The sequence below is a fragment of the Brachybacterium sp. NPDC056505 genome, from assembly GCF_042794925.1.
Lineage (GTDB): Bacteria > Actinomycetota > Actinomycetes > Actinomycetales > Dermabacteraceae > Brachybacterium > Brachybacterium kimchii.
This window is the reverse complement of sequence record NZ_JBHTSV010000005.1, coordinates 76,684-96,090: the sequence shown is the minus strand read 5'-3', so window position 1 is coordinate 96,090 and position 19,407 is coordinate 76,684. Positions and strand designations below refer to the sequence as shown.

The 19,407-nt window shown below is 70.3% G+C and carries 17 protein-coding genes; 12 read left to right on the top strand and 5 right to left on the bottom strand.

Annotation, left to right across the window (positions count from 1 at the left end; all coding sequences use genetic code 11):
* The first annotated feature begins 41 nt into the window (after positions 1 to 41).
* The 7 genes from ACFQ53_RS05450 (at position 42) to ACFQ53_RS05420 (ending at position 8,289) form a co-directional block, all read left to right on the top strand.
* Positions 42 to 983: a LysR family transcriptional regulator gene (locus ACFQ53_RS05450; RefSeq protein WP_377856466.1), complete on the top strand. Its 942-nt coding sequence runs from the start codon at positions 42 to 44 to the stop codon at positions 981 to 983.
* Positions 984 to 1,196: 213 nt separating this feature from the next.
* Positions 1,197 to 2,621, top strand: coding sequence for an MFS transporter (locus tag ACFQ53_RS05445; protein WP_377856462.1), 1,425 nt, complete (start codon positions 1,197 to 1,199; stop codon positions 2,619 to 2,621).
* Positions 2,622 to 2,710: 89 nt separating this feature from the next.
* The gene (locus ACFQ53_RS05440; protein WP_377856459.1) at positions 2,711 to 4,168 is read left to right on the top strand and encodes a flavin-containing monooxygenase; all 1,458 of its coding nucleotides are present in this window, start codon (positions 2,711 to 2,713) and stop codon (positions 4,166 to 4,168) included.
* Positions 4,165 to 4,608 carry a RidA family protein gene (locus ACFQ53_RS05435; RefSeq protein ID WP_152354687.1) on the top strand — a complete coding sequence of 148 codons (444 nt, stop codon included), beginning with the start codon at positions 4,165 to 4,167 and terminating at the stop codon, positions 4,606 to 4,608. Before ACFQ53_RS05440 ends, ACFQ53_RS05435 begins: the two co-directional genes overlap by 4 nt.
* A complete protein-coding gene (locus ACFQ53_RS05430; RefSeq protein ID WP_377856455.1) occupies positions 4,605 to 5,279 on the top strand; it encodes a DUF1028 domain-containing protein in 675 nt (224 codons plus the stop codon). The genes ACFQ53_RS05435 and ACFQ53_RS05430 overlap by 4 nt, the downstream gene beginning before the upstream one ends.
* Positions 5,279 to 6,445 (top strand): M20 family metallopeptidase, encoded by a 1,167-nt coding sequence (locus tag ACFQ53_RS05425; RefSeq protein WP_377856452.1) that lies wholly within the window; start codon positions 5,279 to 5,281, stop codon positions 6,443 to 6,445. Before ACFQ53_RS05430 ends, ACFQ53_RS05425 begins: the two co-directional genes overlap by 1 nt.
* 80 nt (positions 6,446 to 6,525) lie before the next feature.
* On the top strand, positions 6,526 to 8,289 hold the full coding sequence (locus tag ACFQ53_RS05420) for a helicase (protein WP_377856449.1): 1,764 nt from the start codon (positions 6,526 to 6,528) through the stop codon (positions 8,287 to 8,289).
* 60 nt (positions 8,290 to 8,349) lie between these two features.
* Here the strand turns inward: ACFQ53_RS05420 and mcrC are convergent, their stop codons facing one another.
* From mcrC to ACFQ53_RS05405, 3 genes are all read right to left on the bottom strand, one after another.
* The gene (gene mcrC, locus ACFQ53_RS05415) at positions 8,350 to 9,399 is read right to left on the bottom strand and encodes a 5-methylcytosine-specific restriction endonuclease system specificity protein McrC (RefSeq protein ID WP_377856446.1); all 1,050 of its coding nucleotides are present in this window, start codon (positions 9,397 to 9,399) and stop codon (positions 8,350 to 8,352) included.
* Positions 9,396 to 11,633, bottom strand: coding sequence for an McrB family protein (locus ACFQ53_RS05410; protein ID WP_377856443.1), 2,238 nt, complete (start codon positions 11,631 to 11,633; stop codon positions 9,396 to 9,398). The genes mcrC and ACFQ53_RS05410 overlap by 4 nt, the downstream gene beginning before the upstream one ends.
* Positions 11,634 to 11,717: 84 nt before the next feature.
* Positions 11,718 to 12,032, bottom strand: coding sequence for a 4a-hydroxytetrahydrobiopterin dehydratase (locus ACFQ53_RS05405; RefSeq protein ID WP_377856440.1), 315 nt, complete (start codon positions 12,030 to 12,032; stop codon positions 11,718 to 11,720).
* Positions 12,033 to 12,236: 204 nt separating this feature from the next.
* Here ACFQ53_RS05405 and ACFQ53_RS05400 point away from each other — a divergent pair, with 204 nt between their 5' ends.
* The gene (locus ACFQ53_RS05400) at positions 12,237 to 13,460 is read left to right on the top strand and encodes a N(5)-(carboxyethyl)ornithine synthase (RefSeq protein WP_377856438.1); all 1,224 of its coding nucleotides are present in this window, start codon (positions 12,237 to 12,239) and stop codon (positions 13,458 to 13,460) included.
* Positions 13,461 to 13,656: 196 nt separating this feature from the next.
* Here the strand turns inward: ACFQ53_RS05400 and ACFQ53_RS05395 are convergent, their stop codons facing one another.
* Both ACFQ53_RS05395 and ACFQ53_RS05390 read right to left on the bottom strand, forming a co-directional pair.
* The gene (locus ACFQ53_RS05395; RefSeq protein ID WP_377856435.1) at positions 13,657 to 13,974 is read right to left on the bottom strand and encodes a hypothetical protein; all 318 of its coding nucleotides are present in this window, start codon (positions 13,972 to 13,974) and stop codon (positions 13,657 to 13,659) included.
* Between the two features lie 115 nt (positions 13,975 to 14,089).
* Positions 14,090 to 15,622: an SPFH domain-containing protein gene (locus tag ACFQ53_RS05390; protein WP_377856432.1), complete on the bottom strand. Its 1,533-nt coding sequence runs from the start codon at positions 15,620 to 15,622 to the stop codon at positions 14,090 to 14,092.
* Between the two features lie 176 nt (positions 15,623 to 15,798).
* On the opposite strand from ACFQ53_RS05390, the gene ACFQ53_RS05385 reads away from it, so the two are divergent.
* From ACFQ53_RS05385 to ACFQ53_RS05370, 4 genes are all read left to right on the top strand, one after another.
* The gene (locus ACFQ53_RS05385) at positions 15,799 to 16,257 is read left to right on the top strand and encodes a GNAT family N-acetyltransferase (protein ID WP_377856429.1); all 459 of its coding nucleotides are present in this window, start codon (positions 15,799 to 15,801) and stop codon (positions 16,255 to 16,257) included.
* Positions 16,258 to 16,346: 89 nt separating this feature from the next.
* A complete protein-coding gene (locus ACFQ53_RS05380) occupies positions 16,347 to 17,618 on the top strand; it encodes an MFS transporter (protein ID WP_377856426.1) in 1,272 nt (423 codons plus the stop codon).
* A 179-nt stretch (positions 17,619 to 17,797) separates the two neighbouring features.
* Positions 17,798 to 18,205 (top strand): hypothetical protein, encoded by a 408-nt coding sequence (locus ACFQ53_RS05375; RefSeq protein WP_377856423.1) that lies wholly within the window; start codon positions 17,798 to 17,800, stop codon positions 18,203 to 18,205.
* 151 nt (positions 18,206 to 18,356) lie between these two features.
* Positions 18,357 to 19,403, top strand: a complete 1,047-nt coding sequence (locus ACFQ53_RS05370; protein ID WP_377856419.1) for a LacI family DNA-binding transcriptional regulator — start codon at positions 18,357 to 18,359, stop codon at positions 19,401 to 19,403.
* Positions 19,404 to 19,407 lie beyond the last annotated feature (4 nt).

Here is a 19,407-nt window from a genome sequence, read left to right as displayed (position 1 = left end):
CGCGATCCGCTGCCTACACCTCGTTCGCGTCAGGAGGTCGTATGCCGACGAGCCGAAGGGACGTCTCCCTCACCCAACTGACCTACTTCGTGACGGCCGCCGAGCACGGGAGCATGACCGCCGCGGCGGATGAGCTGTTCATCGCGCAGTCCGCGATCTCCACGGCGATCACGCACCTGGAGAGCCAGCTTGGCGTCCAGCTCATGATCCGGCAGCGAGCCCGGGGGCTCCAGCTGACCGCGGCGGGCGAGGATTTCCTGCAGCGGACGCGGCAGATCCTCGCGGAGCTCGACGACGCCGTGGCCTCCGTGCACTCCGAGTCGCTCACGGGCCGGGTGAGCGTGGGGTGCTTCCGCACGCTCGCCCCGTTCTTCCTCCCCACGCTCGTACGCGATCTGGGCGAGCGGGCACCGCAGCTCCATGTCGACGTCACGGAGCTGACCGCCGACGAGGTGGCGCCCGCCCTCACCGCGCATCGGGTCGAGGTCGCCCTGACCTATGACCTCGGGCTGGATGCCACGGTGCGCCGGGAGCATCTCGCGCAGGTCCCGCTGTATGCGGCGGTCGCCCAGCATCATCCGCTCGCGCACCGCACGTCGGTGAGCCTCGCCGAGCTCGCGAAGGAGCCGCTGGTGCTGCTGGATCTCCCGCTCAGCCGGGACTACTTCCTGCGCACGTTCACCGATCACGGCCTCCAGCCGACGGTGCGCTACCGGTTCGAGAGCTACGAGGCGGTGCGGGCCATGGTCGCGATGGGGCACGGATTCACCCTTCTCAACCAGCAGCCCAAGATCGAATCCACATATGCCGGCGGGAGCCTTTACCACATTCCGATTCTGGAGCCGACACGTTCCCTCGACATCGTGCTCGCCTGGAATGACGACGGCGCTCTTCCCACGCGCCGAGCGCGCGCTTTCGCCGACACCTGCCGCGCCGTCATCGGTGGGGCGGACGCCACGACCGAGGGTGAAGAGTGCCTCTGAACAGGTGCGACATTCCCTGACTCCCCGTGCGCCGGTGACACAACAGCCTGCGCCCCGAGGTTTCATGAGATGGACGGTCACGTTTCGATCACGAGGCCGATCGGACCGCAGCATCTGAAGAACAGAAGAACTTCCCCGCATTCGGTTATTTGCGAGATTCCTCGGCGACCCCGATTCTGGTCGGACCCATCACCCCGAGGAAGGGGAATCACCATGACCGCCACCGCCGCCCCGGACCCGCGCAGCGTTCAGGTCGACCGCCGTTCCATCCGCACCAGCACCGTCGCCGGGTCGATCGGCGTGCTCGTCCACTGGTTCGACTGGGCGGTCTACGCCTACATGGCGACCACGATCTCCGCCGTCTTCTTCCCCGAGGCCGACCGCACCGCCGGACTGCTCGCCACCTTCGGGGTCTTCGCGATCTCGTTCTTGGTCCGTCCCGTCGGGGCCGTCATCTTCGGCCGCCTCGGCGACCGGCTGGGCCGCACCACGACCCTCACCGTCGTCATCCTCTCGATGGCCCTGTCCACGCTCGTGCTCGGCGTCCTCCCGGGCTACGCGACCATCGGCATCCTGGCCCCCATCCTGCTGATCGTCACCCGCGTGGTCCAGGGACTCGCCGCCGGCGGCGAGTTCGGCAGCGCCGCCGCCTTCCTGGGTGAGTTCTCCCCCGCGAAGCGCCGCGGGTTCGGCTGCAGCTGGCTGGAGTTCGGCAGCCTGCTGGGCTTCCTGCTCGCCTCCTTCTGCGTGCTGATCCTCGAGACGGTGTTCAGCAGCGCGCAGATCACCGGCTGGGCCTGGCGCATCCCGTTCCTCATCACCGTCCCCCTGGGTCTCATCGGGTTCTACATCCGCCGCCGGATCGAGGACACCCCGGAGTTCCGCGCTCTGCAGGAGCTCGAGACCGTCTCCTCCTCCCCCGTGCGGGAGGTGTTCCGCTCCAACTGGCGTGAGTTCCTGAAGACCTGCGGCATGGAGATCTTCATGAACGTGACGTTCTACGTGGTGCTGGTCTACCTGCTGACATACCAGGAGGTGAATCTCGGGTTCGACGCCGGTCGCGCCGCGCTGCTGTCGACCCTCGGCTCGGCCCTCGCCCTCGTGGTGGTGCCGCTCGCGGGTGCCGCCTCTGACCGGGTGGGTCGACGCCCGGTGCTCTTCACCGCCGCGATCGCGCTCACCGTCCTGTCCGTGCCGCTGTTCGCCCTGATGCAGGTGGGCACCACCTGGGCAGCGCTCGTCTCGACCATGGGGCTCGCCCTCATCCTCGCGATCATCCTGGGCACGCACGCGGTGACCGTCGTCGAGCTGTTCCCGACCCGCACCCGGCAGACGGGCCTGTCGATCGCCTACGCCCTGACCGCAGCGCTCTTCGCCGGAACCGCCCCGTACCTGCTGACCTGGCTGATCGATGCCACCGGCAGCACGATGATGCCCGGCTTCTTCCTCGCCGTCGTCGGTGTGATCGGCATCGTCACCGTCGCCACCATCCGCGAGTCCCGCGGCATCGACCTGATGAAGGACGAGGACCTGGGCCCCGCCCGTGCCGGGGCGGCCGACGCACCGGCCGACGCGCCGTCCGCCGTCCCGGGCAGCGAAGCACTCCCGACTCCTCCGCCCGCGGCCCCGCTCGTCTGAGTCCGACGACGAGCGTCCGCAGCGCACCTCACCGCACCTCTCCGCACCTCACCGCACCGCACCGCAATCTCCCTGAGGAGGCCGACTTCATGCCCATCCCCTCCACCACGGCCACGGGTTCCGTGGATTCCAGCGACACCACCGAATCCACGGAGGTCGTGATCGTCGGCGCCGGACAGTCCGGCATCGCCGCGAGCGCCCATCTCACCCGCCTGGGCATCCCCCACATCGTCCTGGAGAAGGCGGACATCGCCGATCGCTGGCGCCACGGCCGCTGGGACTCCCTGGTCGCCAACGGCCCCGCCTGGCACGACCGCTTCCCCGACATGGAGATCCCCGGCGTCGGACCCGACGAGTTCGCCACCAAGGACCAGATGGCCGACTACTTCGGCGCCTTCGCGCGCAGCTTCGACGCCCCCGTGCGCACCGGCGTCGAGGTGCGCTCCGTGACGCGGCGGGAGAGCGCCCCGGGCTTCCTCGTCGAGACCAGCGAGGGCACCATCGCCGCCGGCAACGTGATCGCCGCGACCGGCCCGTTCCAGGTCCCCGTCGCGCCGCGCATCATCGGCGAGGACCTGGTGCCGCACCAGATCCACTCCGCGGCGTACCGCAACCCGGAGCAGCTCCCCGAAGGCGGAGTGCTCGTGGTCGGCGCCGGCTCCTCGGGTGCTCAGATCGCCGAGGAGCTCCGTGCGAGCGGCCGCCAGGTGCACCTGTCCGTCGGCCCGCACGACAGGCCGCCACGCAGCTACCGCGACCGCGACTTCGTCTGGTGGCTCGGCGTGCTGGGCAAGTGGGACGCCACCGCACCGGACTCCGACCACGTCACGATCGCCGTCAGCGGCGCCCGCGGCGGTCACACCGTCGACTTCAGGGAGCTCGCCGCCGCGGGAATCACCCTGGTGGGACGCACCGAGGCATCGCAGGACGGCACGATCCGCTTCGCCGACGACCTCCGGCGCAACATCACCGCGGGTGACGCCAACCTCCTGGAGCTCCTGGAGGAGGCCGACGCCTACGTCGAGGCGAACGGGCTGGACCTCCCCGAGGAGCCAGAGGCGCACCGCCTGGGTCCCCTGCCCGCATGCGTCACCGACCCCGTGCGCTCCGTCGATCCGCGCGAGGTCGGCATCACCTCGATCATCTGGGCGACCGGATACGCGCAGGACTTCACGTGGCTGCAGGTCGACGCCTTCGACACCACCGGCCGCCCCGCTCATCTGCGCGGCGTCTCCACGGAAGCAGGCATCTACTTCCTGGGGCTGCCGTGGCTGTCGCGCCGCGGTTCCAGCTTCATCTGGGGCACCTGGCACGACGCGATGCACGTCGCCGACCACATCGCCACCCGGCGCCAGTACGCGCAGTACGCGCCGGCCGCGCACGCCCCCTCGGCCGGGCCGGCCGGATCAGCGGGATCGCCGACGACGTCTTCCACGTCCGCCCGGACAGAATCGCCCTCGTCGCCCGAGCCGACCCCGTCGGCCCCGTCGCCCTCGTCGGCCTCGTCCGACCCCGCTCAGCATCTTCTGGAGGAGATCACCCGATGACAACGCACACGCGCATCCGCCCCTTCAACACGAAGGACACCTACCCCGAGCAGAACCTCGACAACGACCTGTGCCAGGCCGTCGTCGCCGGGGGCGTGGTCTACCTCCGCGGCCAGATCGGACAGGACCTCGACACCCGCGAGTCCGTGGGGATCGGCGACGTGGAGGCCCAGGCGGAGAAGGCCATGGCCAACATCGACATGCTGCTGAAGGAGTCCGGCAGCCGCCTCGCCGACGTCGTGAAGGTGACCGTGTACCTCACCGACATCCGCTTCCGGGAGACCGTGTACCGGGTGATGGGCCGCTGGCTGAAGGGGGTGCACCCCGTGTCCACCGGCCTCGTCGTCGACGCGCTCGCCCGGCCCGAATGGCTCGTGGAGATCGACGCCACCGCGGTGATCAGCGACCCGGCCGACGATCACGAGGAGGCGGCCCGGTGACCTTCTCGATCGTCGGGCGCGACGCCCGCACCGGCGCACTGGGCATGGTGGTGAGCTCCTCGAGCCCCGCCGTCGCCTCCCGCTGCCTGCACCTGCGCTCGGGCGTCGGCGCCGTCGCCTCCCAGAACGTCACCAATCCCGCTCTCGGCCCTGCCGTGCTCGATCGGCTCGAGGCGGGCGATCGCGCGGACGCGGCTCTCGGCGCCGTCCTCGCCGAGGAGCCGCATGCCGACTACCGGCAGCTCACCGTGATCGATGCCGCCGGCCGCACCGCCGAGCACTCCGGGGCGAATGCGCTGGGAACGCGCGCGGCCCGGATCGGCGACCAGTGCGTCGCCGCAGGCAACCTGCTCGCCGACGAGTCCGTGATCCCTGCGATGGTCGCCGCATTCGAGGCGAGTGAGGGAGAGGACCTCGAGCGGCGCCTGCTCGCGGCCTTCCGGGCCGCCGTCGACGCGGGCGGCGAGGCAGGAGAGATCCGCTCCGCCGGCCTCGCCGTCGTCGACGACGTGCCCTGGCGGACCACCGACCTGCGCGTCGACGACGCCGAGGATCCGCTGGGCGAGATCGGCCGGCTGCTCGAGCTGTGGATGCCCCAGAAGGCGGACTACCGCGTCCGTGCCCTCGACCCCACCGCAGCCCCGTCGTACGGCGTCCCGGGGGACGAGTGATGACGGCAGCCGCCGACGGTCTGGTCTGTTCGGAGCTGCTGAGCGACGTCGAGACAGATGTCGACGGCATGCGCGAGCAGCTCCTGGAGATCAGCCGCAGACTCCACGCCCACCCGGAGACCGCCTGGAAGGAGCACGACTCCGCCGCGCTGCTCACCGGCACGCTGGAGTCGTGGGGCTTCGAGGTCACCCGGGGTGCGGCGGGCCTGCCCACCGCCTTCACGGCCGAGCACGGCACGGGCTCGAGGACCATCGGCCTGGTCGCCGAGTACGACGCCCTGCCGGGCCTCGGCCACGCCTGCGGACACAACGTCATCGCCGCAGCCGCACTCGGCGCCGCCCATGCCCTGCAGTCCGTGGCAGGCGACCTCGACCTGCGCATCCGGGTCATCGGCACCCCGGCGGAGGAGGGCGGGGGCGGCAAGATCCCGATGCTCGAGGCCGGATGCTTCGACGGCCTCGAGGCCGCCCTGATGATCCACCCGGGCCCGGCGGACGCCGTCCTCGCCCGGCCCCGCGCCGTCGCCCATTTCGACGTCGAGTACCAGGGGACGGCCTCCCATGCCGGCGCCTACCCGCACCTCGGGGTGAACGCCGCCGATGCGTTCACCCTCGCCCAGGTCGCCATCGGCCTGCTGCGCCAGCAGCTCCCCGATTCCCTCCGCGTCCACGGGATCGTCCAGGAGGCGGGCACCGCCCCGAACGCCATTCCCGGCAGCGCCAGAGGTTCCTGGTACGTGCGCGCGGACACCCTCGAGGAGCTGGACGTCGCCTTCGAGCGCGTCCGGCACTGCTTCGAGGCCGGGGCGATCGCGACCGGGTGCACGTGGGAACTGCGGGAGACGAGCCCTCGCTACGCTGAGTTCCGCAACGACCTCGAGCTCGCCGAGATCTTCACCCGCCTCGCAGCCGCACAAGGGCGGGACATGGACCTTGCGGAGAACGGGCCGCGCGGCATGGCGACGGCATCGACGGACATGGGCAACGTGTCCCAGCGCGTCCGGGCGATCCACCCCTACCTCGGCATCGACTCCCTGCCCGCCGTGAACCACCAGCCCGAGTTCGCGGACGCTGCTGCCACCCCGGCCGCAGATCGGGCCGTGCGCGACGGCGCGGTCCTGCTCGCGCAGACCGTGGTGGAGGCTCTCGCCGACGAGGCACGATGACCTCGCCGCTGTTCCGGCGCGGACTGCCGTCGCACGCTGCCCTCGCCGAGCAGGAGCGCGTCGCCCGGTAACCTCGAACGGTGCCCACCTCCCGTCGCTCCACCACCCGTCGGCGCAGCGGATCCTCCCGCCGCAGCAACGGATCGACCCGTCGGAAGTCCTCGGGCGGCTCGCGGAGCAGGGGCGCCCAGCGCGAGCTGCCCTTCGTCGGCCCCGGCGAGCGGCTCTGGGTGCTCGACGTCCCCTACGGCACCCAGGTCGAGGGCGTGTCCTGGCATCCGGCGGTGCGTATGCACCTGCACGTCGGCCGCACCCTGCCCGCGCATCTCGCGCCGTTCGCACCCGGTCCGCACACCCTGGGCCGATTCCTCGAGAACGAGCTCAACCCCGACTCCCTTGCGCCGATCCCCGAGCCGGCCGAGGAGTTCGAACCCCGGCAGAACCAGTACGAGGCGGCCGACGCGATCGCCGAGCGCGCCGCAGCCGGAGGCCGGCAGTTCCTGCTGGCCGACGAGCCGGGCGTGGGCAAGACGATCTCCGCGGTGCTCGGCGCGAGCGCCGTCGGCTCCCTGCACGATGCGCGGCGCGTGCTCGTGGTGGCGGACCGTCCGGCGGCGATCACGATCGGCCACTGGTGCCGCACCATCACGGCGCTCGGCGACAGCGGCCTCGAGTGGGTCGTCATCACCTGGGACCGCCTCGAGAAGGTCGCCGACTACGACTGGGACGTGATCATCGCCGATGAGGCGCACGCCCTGCGCCGCACCACCACCAAACGCTGGAAGCTCTGGTCGAAGATCTCCGGGCACGCGCGGTCGCACGACGTCGCGCCGTTCGTCATCGCGACCACCGCGACTCCGGGCCACACGCCGCTCGAGCTGCCCTACCTGGCTCCCGCCTACGCGCAGGTGCACGGCGAGTCGATGAAGGAGTGGACGTCGACCAAGCAGACCGACGCGACCTTCGCCGGCGCGCTCGAGCGCCACGGGATCGGCCTGGAGCGCGGGCGCTACGGAGCCGCCTGGACCACCGATCCCGCCCGCCGGGCCGAGGACCTCGCGCGGGTGCGCACCTGGCTCGAGGACGCCCGACCGCCCGCCATGCTGCACCGCGCCGCGCCCTGGGGCCCGGTGCCGATCTCGGGGATGCCGGTCGCGCTCACGCAGGCCGAGCGCGCCGCGTACGAGGCCGAATGGGGCGAGTTCTGCCGCGAGATGGACGTGGCACGGCGCGGGCGCAACACCGCCAAGGGCCGCGCGGCGCTGCTGCGCTTCCGCCAGAAGGCCGGGCTGATCCGCGTCGACTCCACGGTCGCCTGGATCGCCCAGCAGGTCGAGGCCGAGCGGCAGGTCGCGTGCTCGGTCGAGTTCGTGGGCACCGCGGCCGACCCGATCACCGAGCGTCTGCAGGATGCGGGCCTCGAGGTCGCGACGATCTTCGGACGCGACAGGTTCGACGTCGAGGCCGAGCGTCTGCGGTTCCAGCGGGGCGAGGCGAAGATCTGCGTGTTCACCTCGGTCGCCTCGATCAGCCTCCACGCCGGAGAGCAGCTCCCCGGCGGCGAGCAGGCGAGCACCGAGCCGCGCGTCGGCGTCTTCCACCAGGCCCGCTTCTCGGGCATCGCCGGCCGCCAGGTCACCGGCCGCACCCATCGCGACCACCAGGTCTCCCCCTGGCATATCGCCTATGCCCAGGACACCGTCGAGGAGCAGGTCAGCAAGGTGATGGTGGAGCGCATCGCCGCGGCCTCGGACACCGTGGGCGGCGACACCGAGCAGCTGGCCGACGTCGCGCAGCTGCTCGGGGCGGACTGGCTGCCGGCGGGGAGTCTGACGGAGGGTTGACCGGCGACTCACAAAGAGATCGCGGCACAGTGAGTGGAGGCGCCGATCGCCGAAGGCTCCTCAGGTCTCGAGCCACCCCAGGATGGCCTCGAGCTCGGCCCTGACGTCGTCCCAAGGAGTGTCGAGGTCGAGAGTGCGGGCTCCGATGCGGTTGCACTGGACCATGACGTCGAGATCGGGCTGAGTCGACGCGTCGGTGCGGGCGTAGAGCAGCAGGCCGCTGACCGAGCCGTCGCGATCGGTGTCGGCGTTCTTCACGTACGCCAGCATCTGATAGAGATTTCCCGAGTGGACGGTTTCCTTGTCCCACCTGACCTGCAACGTCCGGCTGTAGTACTTCGCATCGATGATCAACGTGCGGTCTCCACGCCGCAGGGTGACATCGGTGCGCATGGCAGGCAGCTGCAAAGCGCCGATGGCGGACTCACGGTCATAGTCCCAGGGCACATGCGGCGCACCCGGCGAGAGCTCCGGATGGTGGACGGTGTAGTACTCGCGGAGGAACCTCTCGTAGAGGGTGCTCATCGCTTCGTCCGAGACCCACGTGGTCATGGCCGTAGAACCTGGGGACTGCGTGGGGAGCAGACCACGCACGATCAGCTCGCAGGTCCCCATGAGCATCCGGTACGCGGCATTGGCGCGGTGGTAGGTCAGCGCCGCCCAACGGATCGCCGTCGGAGCAATCAGAGTGACGTCGTCGAAGTAGGGCAGAAGTCGCCGCAGCTCCGCCTTGCGCGTCGCCGAGATCTGGCCGCTCCGGATGAGCAGGACGATGACCGACTTCAGCACCCTGTTGTGCAGAGTGTCGACCTCGTACTCATCGAACTCGCAGACCAGCCTCCCCCGCACCATGGAGCGAGCGGCGACCGTACCCGTGATGTCGATACGACCGCGCACGGTCGCCAGCTCTTCCCGGTTGCGACGGTAGTCATGGTGCAGACCGCGCTTCACCTGTGCGCCGACTCCTCGGATCAGGATCTCTGCGAGCAGATCGTGGAGGTGGTCGAACGACTCGGCGGCAATCCGATCGCTCCCTTCGTTGCGCATGGCGCGGAAGGCGTATGCCATCATCACGTAGACGTTGCGGATGGCGATCGGACTGGCCGTCATGCGACGGCGATCCTGAGTTTCTCGGCCCACTCCTCGGCCCGGGTCAGCTCGTCGAACCAGTACTCATCGAGCAGAGGTATGAGCTCGTCCTCGACGACGGACACGAGCCAGTCTCCAAGCATTTCGCCTGCAGCGGGCCCTGTGAGGAAGCTGTGGCCGATCGCAAACCCCTGACCGAGCGCGGGATCGTCGGCGATGACCCTGTTCAGAGCGACGAGTGTCTCGACGAGAGCGTCCAGCGACGAGCTTCCGAGACCTCGCTGCCACCTTCTGAACCCTTCCGACTCGAAACTCGGTCGCATCTCGAAGAAGCCGAAGCGTCGACGCAGGGCGTAGTCCAGGACGGCGAGGCCGCGGTCGGCCGTGTTCATCATGCCGATGATGTGGAGGTTGGGTGGCACGGAGAAGCGCTCGTTCTTGTACAGCAGGCGCAGATCGTGTCCGCGCTTGTCAGCCTCGATGAGCATGAGCAGCTCTCCGAAGATCTTGGAGATGTTGCCGCGGTTGATCTCGTCGATGATGAAGAAGTAGGGGCGATCGGTGTCGTCCGCCCGTGCCACTTCGCAGAACTCGTAGAAGGGCCCCTCAGTCAACGTGAAGCCGGCGTCCTCGTTGGGCCGGTACCCCATCATGAAGTCCTCGTACGAGTAGCTCTGATGGAACTGGACCACTCGGATCCGGCTCGGGTCCTTCACCCCCATGATCGACTGCGCCAAGCGCTTCGCGGCGAACGTCTTGCCGACGCCGGGAGGCCCGGCGAGGATGACGTTCTTCTTTCGCGCCAGCAGGGAGCGCAGCCGGTCATAGCGCTCCTCGTGCAGGTAGACCTCCTTGAGGAAGTCCGCCTTGCCGTAGGCAGGAAGCGGATCAGTGGTGACCGAGCGCAGCTCGACGTCCTCGTCCTCCGTGAAGAGCACCTCGAGCTTCTCCGCGTAGCCCGAGTACTTCGTGATGTCGGTGAGCGTCTTGAGCGCGGCATCCCCGGGATGCTCCCACGTCCCCACGTGCGTCCATTCCACCGAGCGGACGTTCCGGTACGACTCGCGCTCGGGCTCGAACCGAGCCTCAGAGATGACTTCCCCTCGGCCGATGAGCTCCCTGCGCCCGCGCTTGGCGTAGATGATGTCGCCGACTTCCATCTCGTTCTCGAACTGCCAGACAGCAAGGACGTCGTTCTTCATCGATCCCTGGTTCCCCTCGGGATCAAGCGCATGACGCACGGCCTCCCTGCTCGAGTACTCAGCAAGGTCTCCGAGTTCATCCCATCCGATCGCCATGATGCCTTCGGACGAGAACTCTGGCCACTTCGAGGCCTCACGACCAGGGGCGAATAGCCAATAGTGGCGTTCGCGCGGCTCAGCCGCCGGATCTGCCTCCGCGTCCTCGGCAATAGACAACGGATCCCAGAGGCCTCGAACCCAGGGGTCCCAGAAGTTGAACGGCTCTTTCGCCTCGCGGGCGAGGGCGAGGCGGATGCCAAGCAAGTCGCGATCGACGCGGTCTGGGGCGGCGCCGGATCCACCGCCGATCCGGGCGGCAAGGCCGTTGCGCACGCGCTGCTTCATATCTGGCGCCGTGATCAGCTCGAACACGTCCGGACGAATCAAGAACTGCAGGGCGTTGCGGAAGTCGGCTTCGTCCTCACCCGAGTCGAGCATGACGCGCTGGAGCTCCCACGGGTCCCTACGCGCCGCCTCGCGTTCGGGTTCATCGAGCGAGGTCCAGTATCGAACGAAGGTCGAACCCCAGATGATGTGCCGCCACATCCGACCGAAGTATGCCTGCCCCACCTTTGCGCCCGCACTGCCCGTCGGGCGCGCAAGCCATTCGGCCATGCGCGCCGGAAGAGCGGTGCCTGGCTCGATGTGCGCGAGGACGCTGTCTACGTGCGACCTTCGCTTCTCAGGCGTGAGGTTTCGTATCGCGTGTTCGCGAAGGAACACGAGCTCGGCCGCGAGGAGCACGACCTCGCGAGGAGCGCCCTGCAGCTGTAGGTCGAACTTCGCCCACTGGCCTTGAGCATTCCCCGCGATCGGATTGTCCGCTACACGGGCTCGGAGATCCTCCGCGGCCTCAGCAGTCCAGATCGTTGTCGCCGGATCGATGATGGATCGTCCGTCACCCAGCATGTGGGTGAACACCTCACTGACCTCATGGGCTATCGCCGTGAATGCCTCAGGTCGCGAATGATCGAGGAGGTCCTGATCGTCGGATTCGAGCGGGGTGTGCGTCATGTGCGTAGTCTGCCCGAGCACTCCTGCATCTAGCCGCACAGTCGATATTTTCGAGGAGCATTCGAAGCATGACGACGAGCTATGTCACCCCTCGCCCACGGCGACTCCCAGCGCCTCTGCGTGCCCGTTGGTCACCCGTGCGAGGTCGATGTCCCGCGAGGTGATGCCGCCGACGTCGTGGCTGGACAGCGTCACCGTGACCTCCGGGTACGTCAGCACGATGTCCGGGTGGTGGTTCGCCTCCTCTGCCGAGGCGCCGATGCGGTCGACGAGGGCGAGACCGGTGGCGAAGTCTCCCGTGGCGAAGCGGGCGGTGAGCTGCTCGCCGTCGAGCGTCCACCCCGCCGGGGCGGCCTCGCTGATCTCCGATGCGGTCAGGGTCTTCTTCGGATCAGTCATGTGTCCATCGTGCACCTCCTGGTCCACGTGGGCGGGGACACCGAGCAGCTGGCCGACGTCGCCCAGCTCTTCGGGGCGGACTGGCTGCCGGCGGGGAGTCTGATCGAGGGCGGCTCCTGACCGACGCCCGGAAACGCGAACACGCGTCGCTGCGGCTACAGTCCGTTCAGGGGGCCGACGACGGTCCCCATGACGGGAGGCCCTATGTCAGCCGCTGTTCGAGCATCCGCCGCAGCACGTCCCGCACCCTCACCGGGTACCCGGCACGATCCCTCGCAGGACGGCGAGCTGCTCACCCTGGGTCTCCTGGCCGGCTCGTCACTGGAGAACGAGCGCCGACTTCCGATCCACCCCTCGCACCTCGCGCGCATCGACCCGGACATCCGCGCCCGCATGATCGTCGAGGATGGGTACGCCCGTGACTTCCCCACCGGGGACCAGGGCCTCGGCGCGCTCGTCGGCCGGGTCGCCTCCCGGGCCGAGGTGATGGAGGCGGCCGACATCCTGCTGCTGCCCAAGCCGCAGCCCGAGGAGCTGGCCGCCGTCCCCGAGCACGGCATCGTCTGGGGATGGCCGCACTGCGTGCAGGACCGCGCCGTGACGCAGACGGCGATCGACCGCCGCCTGACGCTGATCGCCTTCGAGGCGATGAACCACTGGACGGCCGACGGCCACTTCGGCCTGCACGTCTTCCATCAGAACAACGAGCTCGCGGGCTATGCCTCGGTGCTGCACGCGCTCTCGCTGCTCGGACTGAGCGGCGACTACGGGCCCCGCCTGAGCGCCGCCGTGATCGGCTTCGGCTCCACGGCCCGCGGCGCCGTGACCGCCCTGCACTCGCAGGGCGTGGCCGCGATCGACGTGCTCACCCACCGGGGCGTCGCCGCTGTCGCAGCCCCGATCCGCACCGCCCGGATCATCCGGCTGTCCACCGATGAGGGGCCGACGCCCCTGAGCGAGGTCGCGACCGAGCAGGGTCCCGTCCCGCTCCCGGAGTTCCTGGCCGAGCACGACATCGTCATCAACTGCACCCTGCAGGACGTCGCCGCACCGGTGACCTTCCTGCGCACCGCCGACCTCGCGCCGTTCGCACCGGGCAGCCTCATCATCGACGTCTCGTGCGATGAGGGGATGGGGTTCGAGTGGGCCCTGCCCACCACGTTCGACGCCCCGATGTTCACGATCGGCGAGAACGTGCACTACTACGCCGTCGACCACAGCCCGTCCTACCTGTGGAACTCCGCGACCTGGGGGATCAGCGAGGCGCTTCTGCCGTTCCTGCGCACCGTGATGTCGGGCCCCGCCGCCTGGGAGAGGAGCGCGACGATCACCCGCGCGATCGAGATCCGCGACGGCGTCATAGAGAACCCCAGCATCCTCGACTTCCAAGGTCGCGCGAGCGCGTACCCGCACGAGCCGACGGACTGAGGCCGCGGGGCCTCCTCGAGTCGGTGGCCCGCATGCGCGCGGAGGCCGCCCGCCCGCCCGGCGTTCAGCCCTGATGTCCATGGGCGGATCCCACCCGGGTCACATCGAGGCCGATAGAGAGGTGCACCGGGTCCTGCGCGACGACGCCCCCGGTCGCCGGCACGTCCGGGCCCACCTGCCCGAGAGCGCGCGAGCCCTACCGCGCCGGCCCGCCTCGCTGCGCGAGCTTGTCCTTCATTCCCTGGAAGGCGCCCTTGATGCCGGTGGGCTGGTCCTCGTCCTCGGCGGGCAGCTCCACATGGTCGACGATCGCGCGCATGGTGGCGACGTCGATACTGGGCGCGCCGCCGGCGAGCAGCTGGCCGATCCGCCGGCCGACCAGCACCTCGAGCCCGTCGGCCGCCTCCTGGCCTCGCGATTCGCGGGCCGCGTCGAGGCGCTGGTGCAGCATGCGCTCGGCGGCGGCGGATGCGGGAATCGGCTCGGGATGGCCTGCGACGGAGATGTGTTCCACGGGTGCGTCCTCTCGGGGTCGGGCGGTGGCGGGTGCCCGCGTGTTCGTGCCGGGCAGCGGCGGACGGTCCGACGGCGGCGCCGGGCCCGCAGCAGTGCGGGGCCCGGCAGACCGATCAGTCGGCGTCCGTCCCATTCTGCTCCGGACGCGTCGGCGACGGGGCGCCGTCCGTGCCCTGCGTACCCGATGCGTCCTTCGGCCGCGACACGTCGGCCCCATCGGCCCCGCCCGCGCGATGCGCGCCCGTCGCACGCTCCGCGCCCGATCCCCGCAGCGCCTCTCCGAGCGCCTCGCCCTGGGCCCGGCCCTGCGCCTCGCCGGCTACACGACCCTGGATGAGGTCGGGGATGCTGAGTCCCAGCGTCGCCTCGACCGTGTCGAAGACGCCGCGCAGAGCCCCCGCGGACTCGCCGGAGAACTGCTTGCCGGCGACATCGCCCTCATTGCCGCCCGAGCTGACCACGGTGATCTCGCCGATCTGCGCGTACCCCCTGGCGAAGGTCTCCATGAGGGTGGGCAGCTGGTCGACGACGCGCTGGGCGAGCAGCGCCTCCTGGTTCTCGCGCAGCGCCTCCGCCTCGGCGCGCATCGCGTCGGCGCGGGCCTCGCCGGCCAGGCGCTGCGACTCGGCGTCCGCCTCGGCGCGCAGCTTCACGGACCTGGCGTCGGCCTCGGCGACCTCGGCGCGGGCCTCGGCCTGGCGGCGCTGCTCGAAGGCGGCGGCCTCCGCGTCCTTCTGGCGGCGGTAGAGCTCGGCGTCGGCGACGCGCTTGACGTCCGCGTCCAGCTGCGCCTGCTTGTTCTCGGCCTGCTGCTGAAGGACCTCCTGGCGGGACTTCTCCCCCGCCAGGGCCTGCGCCTGCTCGGCCTGGGCCTGCGCGCGGCCCACCTCTGCCTGCGCGTTCGCCTTGTTCGTGTCCAGCGCCTGCTGCTCGACGAGGTTCTGCTCCTCGTTGCGGATGCGCTCCTTGGCGACCGCGCGCTCGGCGTTGGTCTGGCTGATCTCCGCCGCCTGGCGCTTGTCCTCGATCTCCGGGGCGCCGAGCGACTGGATGTAGCCGACGCCGTCGGTGATGCCGCGGATCTGGAAGGAGTCGAGGATCAGGCCCTGCTCGCGCAGCTCGGGGATGACTGTCTCGGCGATCTGCTCGGAGAACACCTTGCGGTCGCGCATCAGCGAGATGACCGACTGCTGGGCGATCACGCCGCGCAGCACGCCCTCGAGCTGGTCCTGGGTGAAGGACTCGATGGCCTCGTCCTGCGAGGCGAAGCGCTCGGCCGCTCGACGCACGAGCGTGTTGTCCGACCCGATCTTCACCAGCGCGACCGCCTCCACGGCGACCGTGACGTTGTCCGCCGACTGCGCCTCGGCGCGCATGTTCACCTGGCGCTGGCGCAGCGAGATGACCTCGTGGCGCTGGGTGATGGGGTTGACGATCGCCTTGCCGTTGACGACCACCGTGGTCGCGGACGTCGAGCCGTCCTCGTTCTTCTGGCTCTTGCCGGAGATCACGAGCGCCTCGTCGGCCCGCGCGACCTTGATCCATCTGCGGACGATGAAGAACGCGATCACCGCGATGACGAGGAGGGCGACGACGACCACGGCGATGAAGCCGATGATCCCGATGCCGAGGAATGTGCTGCCCATGGTGCTTCCTTCGAGAAGAGGGACGGAGGGAGAGGTGCGGGGCGCAACGACGCGAGGCCGGGCGGGGCCTCGGAGCGAGGCGTGGGTCACCAGGATCTCATGGGGCCGGCGGGGCGGTCATGTCGCCGACCGGACCGGCGCCGGTGCGGTCCGCGCACTCTGATCTACTCGTCCGGATGGAGCTTCTCCCCCATTCCGCGGCCGACGCGCAGGCACTCACCGCCTTCCTGCGAGAGGTCGATCTGACGCTCAGCGGACTCGACGAGCCGACCGTCCGGCTCTGGACCCGCCGCGACGCGGACGGGACGATCGTCGCGAGCACGGGGTACGAGATGAGCACCGACGGGTGCCACGCCCTCATCCGCAGCGTCGCCGTGAGCCCCGCGCATCGCTCCCGGGGCCGCGGCAGCGCACTCGCCCGCTTCGCCCTGGAGGCCGCAGCGGAGGAGGGAGCCCCGACCGCCTGGCTGTTCAGCCGCCGCTCCGGGCCGTTCTGGCAGGGTCTCGGCTTCGCCCCCGCAGACCGCGATGACCTCGCCGACGCCCTCGCGCACACCCATCAGGTGCGCCTGTTCCGGGAGACCGGCCAGTTGGAGCGGGAGGTCGCCTGGTCCCGTCCCCTCCACGGGCGCTGACGCATCCGTGCACCGGCCTATACGATCGATCAGTCCCCACCGCTCCCAGCGTCGGCAGCGATGACCCGCCCCGTCCCGCTGGAGATGCCGTGACCTCGCCCTCCCCGTCGAGCCCGAACCCGCCGGCCCCGACCCCGCCCGCAGGGGCCCCGTCGGCCGCCCCGCTCGAGCCCGAACGCCTGCGCCTGGTCATCCTCGCGATGGCCCTCGCCGCCTTCGCGATCGGCACCACCGAGTTCGCCTCCATGGGCCTGCTCCCGCAGATCGCCCGCTCGGTCGACGTGAGCGTCCCGCAGGCCGGCTTGCTCATCACCCTCTACGCCCTGGGCGTCGTGATCGGGGCGCCCGCGGTGACGATCGCCGCGGCGAGGATGCCTCGCGCCCGACTGCTCGTACTGCTCATCGCGCTGATCGGCGCCGGCAACCTGATCTCCGCGATCGCCCCGACGTTCCCGGTCCTCGCGACCGCCCGCTTCGTCTCGGGCCTCCCCCACGGCGCCTTCTTCGGAGTGGCCGCGCTCGTGGCCTCCCGCCTCTCCCCGCCCGGCCGGCGCGCCCGCTCGGTCTCCAAGGTGATGCTTGGCCTCACGATCGCGACGATGCTCGGCGTGCCCGCCTCCACGGCGCTCGGCCAGAGCGTCGGCTGGCGCGCGGCCTACTGGATCGTCGTGGTCCTCGCCGCCGCGAGCACCCTCGCGATCTGGCGCCTGGTGCCCGAGCCCGAAGGTTCGGGCACGACCGGTTCGATGCTCGGCGAGCTGCGGGCGCTGCGGCGCGCGCAGGTGTGGCTGGGCCTGGGCATCGGCGCGATCGGCTTCGGCGGCATGTTCGCCGTCTACAGCTACATCGGCGAGATCGTGCCCGGCGTGCTGGGCCTCTCCGAGCGGGCCGTGCCGCTCGCGCTGTTCGTCTTCGGGGTCGGCATGACCGTCGGCAACATCATCGCCGGGCGCCTCACCGACCGCTCGATCTACGGCACGATCGTGCTGGGCCTGGTGGGCATGGCGGCGAGCTTCACGGTGTTCGCGCTGGTCGCCCACTGGGCGGTCGCGGGCATGATCATGCTCTTTGTGATCGCGGTGACGTCCCAGCTCATGGGCCCCTCACTGCAGCTCTTCCTGCTCGACGCCTCGCCCGACGCCCCTTCGCTCGCCGCCTCCCTGCACCACTCCGCGCTGAACATCGGCAACTCGCTCGGCGCGGCCCTCGGAGCCGCGGTGCTCGCCGCGGGCTGGGGCCTGCTCGCCCCCGCCTGGACGGGCGTGCTGCTCGCGGTGCTGGGACTCGGGATCGTGGGGATCTCGTTCGGGGTGCATCGGCGCGCGTCGGGCTCGACGGGCGCGACGGCCGACGCCCTTTAGGATCCGACCGAACGTCCACGCGAACGTCCGCCCGGGCGTCCACATGCCGTGCCCGGCATTTGACAACAGGTCAAACACGGGCAAAGAGTGGGTCAACGACAGGGTATGATGCGCCGGGTCGGACATCCAGACTCTCCTCTCGGGGCATCCCGCCATCTCGAAGGAACGTCTGATCCAGCATGACCCGCACTCGGAAGCTCGCCATCGTCGCCGCCGTCGGCCTCGCCGGAGCGCTCAGCGCCCCCGCCGCGCTCGCCGCGCCGGCACTCGCAGACACCGCCCAGGGCTCGGAGACCAGCCAGAGCTCGCAGAGCACCGTCAGCCCCGTCGACTACGCGGACCGCACGGTCCGGGAGTTCGGCGCCGGCGACGACATCGACCTGCAGCGCGATACGACCAGCAGCGCGCGCGCCGACCTCGTCGACCACGCCACCGCCGCCAAGCACTGGAAGCGCCTGGACGCCGAGGGCACCGCGGGGCACGTCTACGTCACGTATGCGAACACCGAGACCGACGCACAGATGACCATCGGCGTGAAGACCTCGACCACTATGCACGGCGACCACCTGGTGGACGAGGTGCGCTGACGCCGAGGATCCGGCCTGCACCTCCGATCCCCAGCGGGTAATGTCCACCGGGCCGGCAGACCTTCGGAGCCGAAGAAGGCGCCGCGCCGACGACCGTGACGGCACGGATCGTCGAGGCCGCCGATCGCCTCGGGTTGAGAGAGGAGATGCCATGGACGCACAGAAGGTCACGATCTTCGACGTCGCGAAGCGCGCGGGCGTGTCCATCAGCTCGGTCTCCGCGGCCCTCAACGAGACCCCCGGCGTCTCCAGCGCGACCCGCGAGCGGATCCGCACGATCGCGGACGAGCTGGGGTTCCGCCCCTCCCTGCGGGGACGGAGCCTCTCGGGCCGACGGGCGTTCGCACTCGGATTCGTGATCCAGCGCGCGCCGGACGTCCTCGAGATCGACCCCTTCTTCGGCGCCTTCATCGGCGGCGTCGAGGAGGTCATCGACTCCCGCGGATACGCGCTGGTCCTGCACGTGGGGAGCGACCTCGACGAATCCCTGAAGAGGTATCGCCGGCTCGCCGGCGAATCGCGCGTGGACGGCGTCTTCCTCACCGACCTCACGCGCGACGACCCCCGTGTCGATCTGGTCCACGAGCTCGGGCTTCCCGCTGTCGGCATCAACGCGGACCCGGGATTCCCGCTGCCCGCGGTGCGCCAGGATCACGCGCCCGCGATCTCCGACCTCGTGACCCAGCTGGTCGCGCAGGGCCACACGCGGATCGGCCACGTCGCCGGACGGCCCGAGCTGATCCACTCCGTCCAGCGCAGAGCGGCCTGGGAGGATGCCATGCGGGCGCACGGCCTCGAGCCCGGTCCGGTGTTGGACGGTCGCTTCAGCTATGCGGGCGGTGCAGAGGCGGCGCAGGAGTGGGCGGCGCTGCCGTCCCGGCCCACGGCGATGTTCTGCGCGAACGATCTCAGCGCCCTCGGGTTCACCTCGGCCGTCCAGCAGGCGGGCTTCGACGTCCCGCACGACGTGGCCGTCGCCGGGTACGACGGGATCGAGCTGGGACGCTACGCGAACCCGCCGCTGGCCACCGTGGTCACGTCACCCCGCCAGCTCGCGCTGCACGCCTCCGAGCTGCTGCTCGAGCTGGTCGACGCCGCCGCTGGCCGCGACGTCGGCCCCCGCACCGTGACCGACGTCGAGGTGGCACCGGCCCGCCTCGAGACGAGGGAGCCCGTCTCCACGCTCTCCCGCTCCTGAGAGC